The organism is Flavobacterium enshiense DK69, assembly GCF_000498495.1.
GTDB lineage: Bacteria > Bacteroidota > Bacteroidia > Flavobacteriales > Flavobacteriaceae > Flavobacterium > Flavobacterium enshiense.
The window spans coordinates 1-11,814 of sequence record NZ_AVCS01000028.1; the positions used below are offsets into that span (position 1 = coordinate 1).

Below are 11,814 nucleotides of genomic sequence, written 5' to 3' on the forward strand. Positions count from 1 at the left end.
CTTTAATCAGATTAAAAGTGGTAACCCCGGTTTGACGATTAATAAGTTTTACTAAAATTTGGCCTTCCTTGCGCGAGAATTTTTTCAAGCGATCACCAAATTCATTTTCAAGATAATTTTCTACAATCTTAAAATACTTCTTCTTTTCCTTTTCTGTTTTAAGTTTGGCCATATTAGCGTTCATAATCTTTAAATTCTCGGCTGCTAATTTTGCATAGGGATACACTTTATAAACGCGGCGCTGAATTTTTTTGATACGCTCCATTTCCTCCAGTTTAGCTTTATCCTTACCAATGAACATTTCATCCATTTCTGTTTTAAAAACAACAGATGTATCCTGTTCCTGAGTTCGGACAGTATCATTGGTAACCTGACTATATATATAGGAGGAAAAAAAGAATGAAATACTCAAAAAAAGATATCGCTTCATAGACTTATTTATTATATCAAAATTATGCATTATACTAACAACTCTAATGCCATTTTATTATTTTAGCGAAAAAAATATTTTATGGCAACGAAATCAATACTGTCCGAATCGTCACTTACTTTTTTAGAAAACTACCTAAATAACGCATCTCCAACAGGTTATGAAGAAAGTGGTCAAAAACTTTGGATGGAGTACCTAAAACCTTATGTAGATACATTTATTACGGATACTTACGGAACAGCTGTAGGTGTTATAAATCCGGAAGCAGAGTATAAAGTTGTGATTGAAGGTCATGCGGATGAAATTTCGTGGTATGTAAACTATATTACGGATGATGGATTGATCTATGTTATTCGCAATGGAGGATCTGATCATCAGATAGCACCTTCAAAGCGCGTAAACATTCACACTAAAAACGGCATTGTAAAAGGAGTTTTCGGATGGCCGGCAATCCATACAAGAAATCGCGGTAAGGAAGAATCGGCAACACTTCATAATATTTTCATTGACTGTGGTTGTTCTACCAAAGAAGAAGTGGAGAAATTAGGCGTTCACGTAGGCTGCGTAATTACATATCCAGATGAATTCATGATTTTAAACAACGATAAATTCGTTTGCCGAGCCATAGACAACCGTATGGGAGGATTCATGATTGCGGAAGTAGCGCGTTTGTTAAAAGAGAATAAAAAGAAATTACCTTTCGGATTGTATGTAGTGAATTCGGTTCAGGAAGAAATTGGTCTTCGCGGAGCGGAAATGATTACGCAAACCATCAAACCGAATGTAGCCATTGTTACTGATGTTTGCCACGATACTACCACCCCAATGATCGAAAAGAAAATTGAAGGTGATCTGAAAATGGGTAAAGGTCCGGTTATTGCTTATGCTCCAGCTGTTCAAAACAGATTACGTGAGCTGATTGTAACAACCGCAGAAGACAAAAAGATTCCTTTCCAGCGTCACGCTACTTCAAGAGCTACGGGAACGGATACCGATGCTTTTGCTTACAGTAATGGTGGTGTTGCCTCTGCACTAATTTCGCTTCCTTTGCGTTATATGCATACGACGGTAGAAATGGTTCACCGTGAAGACGTGGAAAATGTCATCAAATTAATTTATGAAAGTTTATTGCGAATTGAGAACAACGAAACTTTCTCTTATTTCAAATAACATTTAATGGTTTCATTACCGACAAAATTCAAGGCAGCTCTCCTACTATTGTCATTTACTTTAGTAATGAACAGTTGTGGGTCATCGCATTCTAAAGGCAAAACTACCACTGTTTCAAAAGTAAAGGGATACAAAAGCACGGGAGTTGCCTCTTATTATCATAATAAATTCAACGGTCGTAAAACCGCAAGCGGAGAACGTTTTAGTAATAAGAAATTAACCGCTGCGCACCGGGAACTTCCCTTCGGCACAAAAGTGAGGGTCACCAACCTTGCCAACAACAAATCGGTTGTGGTTATTATTAATGATCGCGGACCATTTTCAAAAGGACGGGAAATCGACCTGTCCAAAAAAGCCTTCATGAAAATAACCGACAAGAAAACTCATGGTGAGCTAAAAGTAAAAATTGAAGTTTTATAATAATGTCTTCTTTAAAAAACATAATCCGCTGTTTACTCCTTTTTTTCCCTTTATTCATTGGAAACGCTCAAACGACCGATAAAATAGAGGAAACTTATACCTCCAAAAAAGGTATTGATAAAATCAGTTTTTACGAAAGTCTGACTCATCGTCAAAAATTGGATCATCTGGATTTTTTATATCAGAATCTACTTAAACTAACTACTGATGAACAAATTAACTCAGATACAAAATCGTCGATGCGACTTAAATTCGCATTAGCCGAAATCTATGTTTTTAAACAGGAAGACCTAAAAACCATTATTGCTTTTAAAGAAATTCTGAACAACAAGGATTACAAATTCCCCGATTCAAAAAAAATGTATGTATTGGTTCAATTGCAAAGTGCATATCTGAACCTTAATTTATATTCCAATGTTTTTAAAATAAACTCTGAAATAGCCTATCTCAGAAAAAAAGGGGTGAATTATCCTTTGTGGAGTTACAGTAATAAAAGCGGCTTATATGCCCGATTGTTCTTATATGACAAGGCAATTTTACAATTGAAATCGGAAATCAAAGAAATTCTGAAAAATCCAAAACGTGATTCACTCATTGTTCCTTCTGCTTACAACAGTTTAGGATATTATTTTTTTAAGAATAATCAAATTGACAGCGCCTACCATTATTATAATCTGTCACTACAAAAAGCAGAAACAGCTCTTAAGAAAAATGATTTTGGAAATTACAATGCATTATCCGGTCTGGTGAAAGGAAATATAGGTCTTTTAAAAATGAAACAAGGCGATTACAAAGCCGCTGTGCCACTATTGATGGAAGACATTTCCGTCGGAATAAAAATCAAGGACAACAACAACAACGATGGAATCGTCAAAACCATTATCTATCTTTCCACATGTAACATTAAGTTAAAAAACTATTCTGAGGCCCAAAAAAACATAGAACTTGCAGAACAACAAATCCTTTCAAAAGGAATATCACCTGAAACAAGAGTAGCCTACTATAGAACAAAAGCAGAATTACTGAAAGCTCAAAATAAAAAAGATGAAGCCTATACTTATAATGAGAAAGCGTTCAATTTGAGTGATTCGATAAATTCGAAAAAACAGCGCCTTTTATTGGCTGGAAACGAAATCCTATACCAATTAGAAGAAAAGGATAATTTAATTGAAAAACAACAGTCGGATATCAACGCCAAAGAAAAAGGAATACTTTATATCGTTGCAACAGCCTTAGGAATCATTTTGATGACAACTTTGTTATACCTGAATAATTCCCGAAAAAAACAGAAAGAAATCCAGCAGAAGAATGATGAAATTTTAGCAAAAAATGAAACCATCAAAGAATCGCTGGTTGAAAAAGAAATGCTTTTAAAGGAAATTCATCACAGAGTAAAAAACAACCTGCAGATTATTTCGGGAATACTGGAACTTCAGAACCTGAACATCCGTGATGAAAATGCGAAGGTTATTTTAAAAGAAGGACAGTCGAGAATACAGTCTATAGCACTGATTCACAAAACGCTTTATCAGTCGGAAAATTTCAGTAAAGTTCGGTTTCAGAATTATTTATCCGAATTGATTCAAGCCATTCAAATAGCATACAACTCTAACACAAAGATAAATATCGATGTCGAAGCAAATGAGATTGAACTAGGCATAAACACAGCTATTCCGCTAAGTCTGATTATCAACGAAATTGTGACTAATTGTTTCAGGCACGCTTTTAAAAACAAGGAAAGCGGAAATATTACAATCAATCTCACCAAAAAAAACGATATTTACACACTTATCATAAAAGACAACGGCGTTGGATTGCCTGTTGATTTTGATCCCAAGAAACTCCAATCGATTGGTTTTGATCTGATTTTAGGTTTGACAAGACAATTGGAAGGTAGTGTTGATTGGAAAGACGAAAACGGAACCAGCATTATTATTACTTTTAAAGATTTAGCATAATGAACCATCCACTGAACATATTAGTAGTAGAAGACGAATACATAACCCAAAAAACAATAACAGTCCTCTTAACAGAAATGGGCTACAATGTTGTCGGAACCGCTATGAATGCACAGGAAGCTATTGAGGTACTTTCTGAAAATAAAGTTGAATTCGCCCTTTTGGATATCACTATTCAAGGTGAAAAAGACGGTATTTGGCTGGCGAATTATATTCAGGAAAAATATTCAATTCCGCACGTATTCTTAACGGCTTATTCTGATGATGTTACCGTTAAAAATGCCATAGCCACGAATCCTTACGGATATCTGATAAAACCTTTTCAGAAAGCGGAACTTTTTACAGCCATAGAAATAGCGATGCTTAACTACAACAAACAAAACGTTACTATTCCTAAAGAGAGTGCTTACATATATATCAAACACAACGAGGTTTTTGAAAAAGTGGCCATTGAAAACATCATTTATGCAGAAAGTCAGAAGAATTACCTGCTCATAGGTACTCCGGAAAAAGAATATCGTTATCGTTCTACTATAACTGAGTTTATGGATAAACTTCCCGCTAATTTTATTAAAACCCACAAAGGCTTTATCGTAAACAAAACTAAAATTGACGGGTATAACATTTCCTTTATTACAATAGGCAGTAAAAAAATCCCGATTTCAAAAACATATAAAGATTTCGTGATTTCCGAATTGAACAGTTCTCAATCCTAAAATTTATTTTCAAATCATAAAAAAACCGGGTATAAAACCCGGTTCTTAACTACTACAACAAACTTAAACCTATTTTTTTGAAGCCGCTTTGATAATTTCAGCCACTTCGGTAGCTTTTGTTGCTTCGGCAAGTTGCAAAGCGGTACGGCCATTAAGGTCTTTAGCTGAAACATCCGCTCCTTTTTCAATTAAAAATTTTGCTATCTCAGCATTGTTAAAACGAGCTGCAAACATTAATGGTGTCATTCCGTTTTTAGTTTCGTTTACGTCTACCCCGTATTCGATGAATTTTTTAACTGTCGCTACATCTCCTTTACTGATTGCCACGATAAGTGGAGTCACATCGTGATTGTAAATTGCAACATTTTTAAAAGTTGAAGTTTCAACATTTGAAGCTAAAGCAACATTTGTAGCTGCGATTAAAGCTAAACCTAACAAACTGATCGTTTTTTTCATGATGATTTATTTTTTGATTAATGATTTAATGAATAGACGCTTTTAATTTGCTTTCGTTACTCGAAAATCCTGATTATAACACAATTTTAACAAATAGATACTGATAATCGGTGTTTTAAAACCGTTTGTCGATATTCTTAAAACCGGCTTTCATTTTGACATTACAAAGAACAAAAAAACCACGCAAAGCGTGGTTAGTATATCTTTAAATTTGGGTTATCTTATTTACTTAAAAAGGCTACGACGTTTTTCTCAATTCTTTCATTGATATTAGAAATATCAGCTTTTACGAATTTGTCACCAATAATATTCTCATATAATTCGATGTAACGTTCTGAAACAGTTTCAATGTATTCGTCTGTCATGTTAGGGATTTGTTGTCCTTCTTTACCCTGGAAACCATTTTCGATTAACCAGCGGCGAACAAACTCCTTCGACAATTGTTTCTGGTCTTCTCCTCTATCTTGTCTCTCCTGATATCCTTCAGCATAGAAATAACGTGATGAATCCGGCGTATGAATCTCATCAATCAAAACGATTTTTCCATCTTTGGTTTTTCCGAATTCATATTTTGTATCTACAAGAATCAATCCGCGGGAAGCAGCAATTTCAGTTCCTCTTTGATATAAAGCTCTTGTGTATTTCTCTAAAATCAAGTAATCTTCTTCAGATACGATTGCGTTTGCCAAAATTGCTTCACGCGAAATGTCTTCATCATGAGAACCATTATCCGCTTTTGTTGTCGGAGTAATTATCGGTGTTGGAAACTTATCATTTTCCTTTAATCCTTCCGGCATTTCAACTCCACACAACACTCTTTTTCCTGCTGCATATTCACGAGCTGCGTGTCCGGACAAATAACCACGGATTACCATTTCCACTTTAAAAGGTGCACACAAATGACCAACAGCAACATTTGGATCCGGAGTGGCGATTAACCAATTTGGAACGATATCTACTGTTAACTGCATGAATTTAGTAGCAATCTGATTTAGAATCTGCCCTTTGTAAGGAATTCCTTTTGGCATAACAACATCGAAAGCTGATAATCTGTCGGTTGCCACCATTACCAAAAGTTCGTCATTTATATTGTAAACTTCTCTTACTTTACCACGGTAAACAGATTTTTGACCCGGAAAGTTAAAATTGGTAGTCGTAATTGTGTTCATTATTTATGTGTTGTTTTTGAGTAATGCAAATGTAATTGGATTCTGAAAGCCAAACAAAATTATCGGAACAAATTTGTTACTCGATGGCAAAGTTAATAGTTACGTTTGCAATTACTTCAATCTCTCCAATTGCCAATGTTTCTCTTGCCGGTGCAGCCATTTCTGAATCCATTTTCATTGCAGCATAAACAGGTCTAGGGTAATTTGTCATAGAATTATCGGAAACCATAATTGCCTTCCCTACTTTTTGGTTTAAAGCCGATGCATAATCAGCCGCTTTGGCTTTAGCATTCTGAACGGCTTTCACTCTTGCCTGACTTTCATATTCGGCCACTTTAGACGATTTGAAATCCACACCATGGATCACATTGGCGCCTGCATCGACCACTCCCATGATTAACTCATCATATTTAGACAGATCCTTAAGTGTAATAATGATATTTTGTGAAGCTGTATAGGTATTTTTCTTTTTCTGATAATCGTATGACTTATATAAAGACACTCTTTGTGTCTGATAATCAGTGGCCGGTAATTTCATTTTTTTGATGTATTTGATTATAGCATCAATTGTTACATCATTTTTCGTTTTTACGTCGGCTGCATCATTACCGGTATTTTCAGCGCCGACAGTTATCACGGCCTGATCCGGAGTAACCTTAATTTTCCCTTCACCAGAAACTACAATCTGTGGAACCAATTTGTTTTCCTGAGTTTGTGCATAAGAAAATACCGTTGTAAATAATACGATTCCAAATAAAACTAATTTTTTCATTTTTTTTAATTTAAGTTTTTCATTACAAATCAAAAGCGATGCCAAAAGCATTAAATCTTGCCCATTTTTAATAAAATCAACAATATGATAATCGGAATCGCCAATAAAACAACCATTAAAGTATTGTCTGTCAACATTGTCGGAACCTTAGCAAGCGTGATGATATATCCACCGATTGCCCCTCCAAAATGTGCCGTATGACCTATGTTGTCATTCTTTGCTTTCATTCCGTAAATAGAATACAGCAAATAACCTATTCCGAATAAATAAGCAGGAATGGGAATTGGAATGAAAAACATATACAAACTCATCTCGGGATATAACAAGATAGCAGAATACAATACTCCTGTAACGGCTCCCGAAGCTCCGATTGCACGGTAATAATAATCGTTATTATGAAAATACAACGTGAGCAAGCTGCCAAAAATCAAACTCCCAAAGTAAATTATCACAAATGAAAATACCCCAAAAGAATCAATAACCACTGGCGCAAAGAAATACAATGTAAGCATGTTAAATAACAAGTGCCCAACATCACCATGCAAAAATGCGGAAGTTATCATTCGGATATGCTCACCTGCACGAATACTGCCAATGTGAAATTCATATTTTCTGAAAAAAGATTGATCTCCAAAGCCTTTAAAACTTGTAATGACAGTTGCTGCTATAATCAATAATAATACAGAGTTCATATATTTGTATTTTCGTTGGGTAAAAATAACCAATGTTTCTTTATAGAATGTTATTTATTATCCGAATAATCTGTTTTAAATTATATTTGCAAAAAATTTAAATAAATGCAGTTATTAATATTTGTATTGGCATATCCTATCTTATGGTGTATATCAATTCTACCATTCCGATTATTATACTTCGTCTCCGATTGCATTTACGTACTTGTATATCATATCATTGGCTACAGAAAAAAAGTGGTCAGACAAAATCTGGCTTTGGCTTTACCTCATTTATCGGAAAGAGAACGTTTGATCATAGAGAAAAAATCGTATCATCATTTAGTTGACGGTTTCATGGAAATGATTAAAACCATGACTATTTCCGAAAAAGAAATGCGCAAGCGTTTTATCATTACCAATATGGATCTCTATCAGGAATACGAAGCAAAAGACAAAAGCATTATTGCTCTGTCGGGCCATTATGCGAGCTATGAATGGTTAATCATCATGAATAAATACTCCAAATTTAAAGGTTACGGAGTTTACAAACGAATTAAAAACAGGTATTTTGACAATTTGGTCCGAAAAATCCGTAGTAAATTTGATGCCACTTTAATTGATACAACGGAAACTACTCCTACCATATTGGCTAACCATAAAAAAGGAATAAAAAGTCTTTATGGATTCATTGCCGATCAAAATCCAAAAGTATGGAAAGCACACCATTGGACAAAATTTATGGGATTTGATGTTCCTGTACATACAGGAGCAGAAATGCTTGCCAAAAGATTGAACATGAACGTGCTATATATAAAAGGAGAAAAATTAGGCCGTGGCCGATATCAGGCTACTTTCGTTCCGATGGTTGAGAATATCAAAGAAGTACCGGATTATGAAATCACCGACATGTTTTTCAGAATGTTAGAAGAGCAAATCCTTAACAAACCTGAATATTACCTGTGGACACATAAAAGATGGAAACACACTAAGGAAGCATAGCAGTTGGCAGCGTTCAGAAGGCAGGTAACAGAATGCAGACAGCAAAAAAAATCCACTTATATAAGTGGATTTTTTTTTGTCTATATGTATTTTACTTATAAAGAAAACCAGTTTTTAACCATTTCTTTTTCTTTACCTGAAGCCTCTTTGTGAAGGAACTCGTTGGAGTTTTTATTGTATTCGTAATCCTTCGCCCATTCTTTATGATTTTCTGCTAAAGCAACAATACTGTCACAAACGAATTCAATTTCAGCCGAAGTTGTAGTTGGGTGTATTGACATTCTGATCCATCCCGGTTTTTCAATTAAATCCCCGTGGGTAATTTTATCCGTCAGATAATGAGAAGTTTCCTGATCTACATGCAACAAATAATGACCGTACGTTCCTGCACAACTACATCCTCCACGTGTCTGGATTCCGAATTTATCATTTAGTATTTTTACGCCAAGGTTAAAATGCAGTTCGTCAATATAAAACGAAATAACACCTAATCTATCATTATGCTGACCTGCAAGGATATTGATATTTGGGATATTCCCTAATCTGTCGAAAACATAATCAACGATTTCATGCTCGCGTTTCAGAATATTGTCAATTCCCATCTGCTCTTTCAACTGAATTGCCAAAGCCGTTTTGATAACCTGAAGGAACCCAGGCGTACCGCCATCTTCGCGTTCTTCAATATTATCCAAGTATTTGTGCTCTCCCCATGGATTGGTCCAGCTAACTGTTCCTCCACCCGGATGATCGGGAACCATGTTTTTGTAAAGTTTTTTATTGAAAACCAAAACTCCCGAAGTACCTGGTCCGCCAAGGAATTTGTGTGGTGACATAAAAATGGCATCCAAATAACCTTCCGGATTGTCTGAAGGGTGCATATCGATTTTTACGTAAGGACCTGAACAGGCAAAATCCACAAAACAAACTCCGTTGTACTGATGTATCAATTTTGCTATTTCATGATAAGGCGTTCTGATTCCTGTAACATTTGAACAAGCCGTAACAGAAGCAATTTTCAAAGTGTGATCTTTATACTTCTCCAGCAATTCTTTAAAACTTTCCATAGAGATCAGCCCTTTCTCGCAAGCCGGGATTACTTCCACTTTTGCGATAGTCTCCAACCATGAGGTCTGATTAGAATGGTGTTCCATATGGGAAATAAAAACAACAGGTCTTTTCTCTTCAGGAACCTGCGTGTATTTCTGAAGATTTTCAGGAATTTTTAATCCTAAAATACGCTGAAATTTATTGATAACACCGGTCATACCGCTTCCGTCAACAATCAGAACATCGTTTTCATCACTGTTAACGTGTTTTTTGATTATGTGGCGTGCTTCATGGTAAGCCATTGTCATTGCAGTTCCGGATACCGTAGTTTCCGTATGCGTATTGGCAACAAATGGTCCAAATTCATTCATCAGTTTCTCTTCAATCGGACGATACAAACGTCCTGAAGCAGTCCAATCAGTATAAATTATTTTTTTTCTTCCGAAAGGAGAATCAAATTCCTGATCGATTCCGATGATATTTTTTCTGAATTGCAGAAAATATTGTTCCAGTTGTGTTGTTTGTGTTGTAATCATTCTTAAAACTTAAAAAGCATTTGCGGTCAAAGATACATTATTTTGATTATTTGAGGATTTCCAGATCTCCCGTTTTAAAGAGAATAACTAAAATTTAACATATTCATCTGATTCAATGATAATTACAATTCAAATTCAACAGATTTCAGATGCTGAAAAACTGTTTCGTAATTTTCATTTATATTTGCTTTTTTAATCAGAAGTCATGAATATCAAACTCCTAGCTATCGGCAAAACCGATAATAAAGCACTACAAACCTTAATCGACGATTACACGAAAAGGCTTTCGTTCTACATTAAGTTTGAATTGGAGATTATTCCGGACATCAAAAACGTAAAAAATCTTTCAGAGGCACAGCAAAAAGAGAAAGAAGGCGAATTAATCCTGTCAAAATTATCAGCCTCAGACCAATTGATTTTACTGGACGAAAACGGAAAAATGTTTTCCAGCGTTGGTTTTTCGGAGGAATTGCAAAAGAAAATGAATTCGGGCATAAAAACCTTGGTTTTCGTAATTGGAGGCCCCTATGGTTTCAGCCAGGAAGTTTATAAAAAAGCATTGGGAAAAATTTCACTTTCCCAGATGACATTCTCCCACCAAATGGTGCGTTTGTTTTTTATCGAACAATTATACCGTGGTTTCACAATTCTGAAAAACGAACCTTACCATCACCAGTAAAAAACTGTATAACTGCGAATTACACATCAAAATCACTTCTAAAATCAGGGTTAAATTTATCAAAAATTAATGATAATCTTGTGAAAAACACCTAATTTTACTAGTGATTGTAAATGCTACGCTATCGTAACATTATGGGTTTATGCGCAGAACTAAAAATCAAGCGCTTCTTTTCCTCAAAAATTCTATTTCCATTTAATTTTTCAATTATGAAACTTTATATGAGTTTATTAGCGGTTGCTTTATTTACATTTGGTATGGTTTCGTGTAGCGATGACAATGATGATTACATGGCTCCTACACCGACACCGAGTAATACTATTACTTTTAATGCAACTTTAAATGGCGCTAGTGAAGTACCTCCAAATACTTCCGCTGCAACGGGAACCGCAGTGCTAAAATTCAACAACACCACTAAAATATTTACCATTACGGTTACTCATAATGTAGAGACCCCTACTAATGGGCACATACATTTAGGTGCACCTGGGGTTAGTGGTCTACCAGTTTTTCCATTCACGAGTTATACATCACCAATCAATTATACCAGTAGCGCTTTAACTGCTGAACAAGAAGCGGATCTTAAAGCCAATCTTTACTATGTAAATATACATAATGATGCACCTTATGAAGGCGGAGAAATCAGAGGCCAACTCATTAAACAAACTACAGTTTATTAAAACAGATCTGCTTAAACTATCACATAAAAAAGGTCTTCCTAATTATTAAAAAGGAAGACCTTTATCTTTAAAATAAAAATAAAATTTTTACAATATTGACAAGATTAA

General features: G+C 35.1%; 13 protein-coding genes. 7 read left to right on the forward strand and 6 right to left on the reverse strand.

The features are described 5' to 3' along the window. On the reverse strand, nt 1-430 hold a 430-nt coding region (locus FEDK69T_RS13190; RefSeq protein ID WP_035656430.1), incomplete at its 3' end, for a DUF4294 domain-containing protein. Nucleotides 431-511: 81 nt separating this feature from the next. On the opposite strand from FEDK69T_RS13190, the gene FEDK69T_RS13195 reads away from it, so the two are divergent. Genes FEDK69T_RS13195 through FEDK69T_RS13210 form a run of 4 tightly spaced genes read left to right on the forward strand, consistent with a single transcriptional unit; the run spans nt 512 to nt 4,694 of the window. Next, complete coding sequence (locus FEDK69T_RS13195; protein WP_023574674.1) at nt 512-1,600, forward strand: M42 family metallopeptidase; 1,089 nt, start codon at nt 512-514, stop codon at nt 1,598-1,600. A gap of 6 nt (nt 1,601-1,606) precedes the next feature. Next, complete coding sequence (locus FEDK69T_RS13200) at nt 1,607-2,020, forward strand: septal ring lytic transglycosylase RlpA family protein (RefSeq protein WP_023574675.1); 414 nt, start codon at nt 1,607-1,609, stop codon at nt 2,018-2,020. Nucleotides 2,021-2,022: 2 nt separating this feature from the next. Beyond that, nucleotides 2,023-3,978 carry a sensor histidine kinase gene (locus tag FEDK69T_RS13205; RefSeq protein ID WP_023574676.1) on the forward strand — a complete coding sequence of 652 codons (1,956 nt, stop codon included), beginning with the start codon at nt 2,023-2,025 and terminating at the stop codon, nt 3,976-3,978. Next, on the forward strand, nt 3,978-4,694 hold the full coding sequence (locus FEDK69T_RS13210; RefSeq protein WP_051385147.1) for a LytR/AlgR family response regulator transcription factor: 717 nt from the start codon (nt 3,978-3,980) through the stop codon (nt 4,692-4,694). The genes FEDK69T_RS13205 and FEDK69T_RS13210 overlap by 1 nt, the downstream gene beginning before the upstream one ends. Nucleotides 4,695-4,763: 69 nt before the next feature. On the opposite strand, the gene FEDK69T_RS13215 is transcribed toward FEDK69T_RS13210, so the two are convergent. The 4 genes from FEDK69T_RS13215 to FEDK69T_RS13230 form a co-directional block, all read right to left on the reverse strand. Then, a complete protein-coding gene (locus FEDK69T_RS13215) occupies nt 4,764-5,150 on the reverse strand; it encodes an ankyrin repeat domain-containing protein (protein WP_023574678.1) in 387 nt (128 codons plus the stop codon). 221 nt (nt 5,151-5,371) lie between these two features. Next, the gene (locus FEDK69T_RS13220; RefSeq protein WP_023574679.1) at nt 5,372-6,319 is read right to left on the reverse strand and encodes a phosphoribosylaminoimidazolesuccinocarboxamide synthase; all 948 of its coding nucleotides are present in this window, start codon (nt 6,317-6,319) and stop codon (nt 5,372-5,374) included. Between the two features lie 76 nt (nt 6,320-6,395). Beyond that, entirely contained in the window at nt 6,396-7,091 is a 696-nt protein-coding gene (locus tag FEDK69T_RS13225; RefSeq protein ID WP_035630521.1) for an SIMPL domain-containing protein, read from the reverse strand. 50 nt (nt 7,092-7,141) lie between these two features. Continuing rightward, complete coding sequence (locus FEDK69T_RS13230; protein WP_023574681.1) at nt 7,142-7,783, reverse strand: rhomboid family intramembrane serine protease; 642 nt, start codon at nt 7,781-7,783, stop codon at nt 7,142-7,144. A gap of 105 nt (nt 7,784-7,888) precedes the next feature. Between FEDK69T_RS13230 and FEDK69T_RS13235 the strand changes: the two genes are divergently transcribed. Next, a complete protein-coding gene (locus FEDK69T_RS13235) occupies nt 7,889-8,764 on the forward strand; it encodes a lysophospholipid acyltransferase family protein (RefSeq protein WP_035630479.1) in 876 nt (291 codons plus the stop codon). 95 nt (nt 8,765-8,859) lie between these two features. On the opposite strand, the gene FEDK69T_RS13240 is transcribed toward FEDK69T_RS13235, so the two are convergent. After that, entirely contained in the window at nt 8,860-10,347 is a 1,488-nt protein-coding gene (locus FEDK69T_RS13240) for an aminotransferase class V-fold PLP-dependent enzyme (protein WP_023574683.1), read from the reverse strand. Nucleotides 10,348-10,552: 205 nt separating this feature from the next. Between FEDK69T_RS13240 and rlmH the strand changes: the two genes are divergently transcribed. Continuing rightward, the gene (gene rlmH, locus FEDK69T_RS13245; protein ID WP_023574684.1) at nt 10,553-11,026 is read left to right on the forward strand and encodes a 23S rRNA (pseudouridine(1915)-N(3))-methyltransferase RlmH; all 474 of its coding nucleotides are present in this window, start codon (nt 10,553-10,555) and stop codon (nt 11,024-11,026) included. 221 nt (nt 11,027-11,247) lie between these two features. Continuing rightward, nucleotides 11,248-11,706: a CHRD domain-containing protein gene (locus FEDK69T_RS13250; RefSeq protein WP_023574685.1), complete on the forward strand. Its 459-nt coding sequence runs from the start codon at nt 11,248-11,250 to the stop codon at nt 11,704-11,706. The last annotated feature ends 108 nt before the right edge of the window (nt 11,707-11,814 follow it).

Bases quoted from the DNA above. Each gene is read 5' to 3' on its own strand.
- FEDK69T_RS13230 (WP_023574681.1), bottom strand. From the start codon at position 7,783: ATGAACTCTGTATTATTATTGATTATAGCAGCAACTGTCATTACAAGT.
- FEDK69T_RS13250 (WP_023574685.1), top strand. From the start codon at position 11,248: ATGAGTTTATTAGCGGTTGCTTTATTTACATTTGGTATGGTTTCGTGT.
- FEDK69T_RS13240 (WP_023574683.1), bottom strand. From the start codon at position 10,347: ATGATTACAACACAAACAACACAACTGGAACAATATTTTCTGCAATTC.
- FEDK69T_RS13200 (WP_023574675.1), top strand. From the start codon at position 1,607: ATGGTTTCATTACCGACAAAATTCAAGGCAGCTCTCCTACTATTGTCA.
- FEDK69T_RS13225 (WP_035630521.1), bottom strand. From the start codon at position 7,091: ATGAAAAAATTAGTTTTATTTGGAATCGTATTATTTACAACGGTATTT.
- FEDK69T_RS13205 (WP_023574676.1), top strand. From the start codon at position 2,023: ATGTCTTCTTTAAAAAACATAATCCGCTGTTTACTCCTTTTTTTCCCT.
- FEDK69T_RS13210 (WP_051385147.1), top strand. From the start codon at position 3,978: ATGAACCATCCACTGAACATATTAGTAGTAGAAGACGAATACATAACC.
- FEDK69T_RS13195 (WP_023574674.1), top strand. From the start codon at position 512: ATGGCAACGAAATCAATACTGTCCGAATCGTCACTTACTTTTTTAGAA.
- rlmH (WP_023574684.1), top strand. From the start codon at position 10,553: ATGAATATCAAACTCCTAGCTATCGGCAAAACCGATAATAAAGCACTA.
- FEDK69T_RS13215 (WP_023574678.1), bottom strand. From the start codon at position 5,150: ATGAAAAAAACGATCAGTTTGTTAGGTTTAGCTTTAATCGCAGCTACA.
- FEDK69T_RS13235 (WP_035630479.1), top strand. From the start codon at position 7,889: ATGCAGTTATTAATATTTGTATTGGCATATCCTATCTTATGGTGTATA.
- FEDK69T_RS13220 (WP_023574679.1), bottom strand. From the start codon at position 6,319: ATGAACACAATTACGACTACCAATTTTAACTTTCCGGGTCAAAAATCT.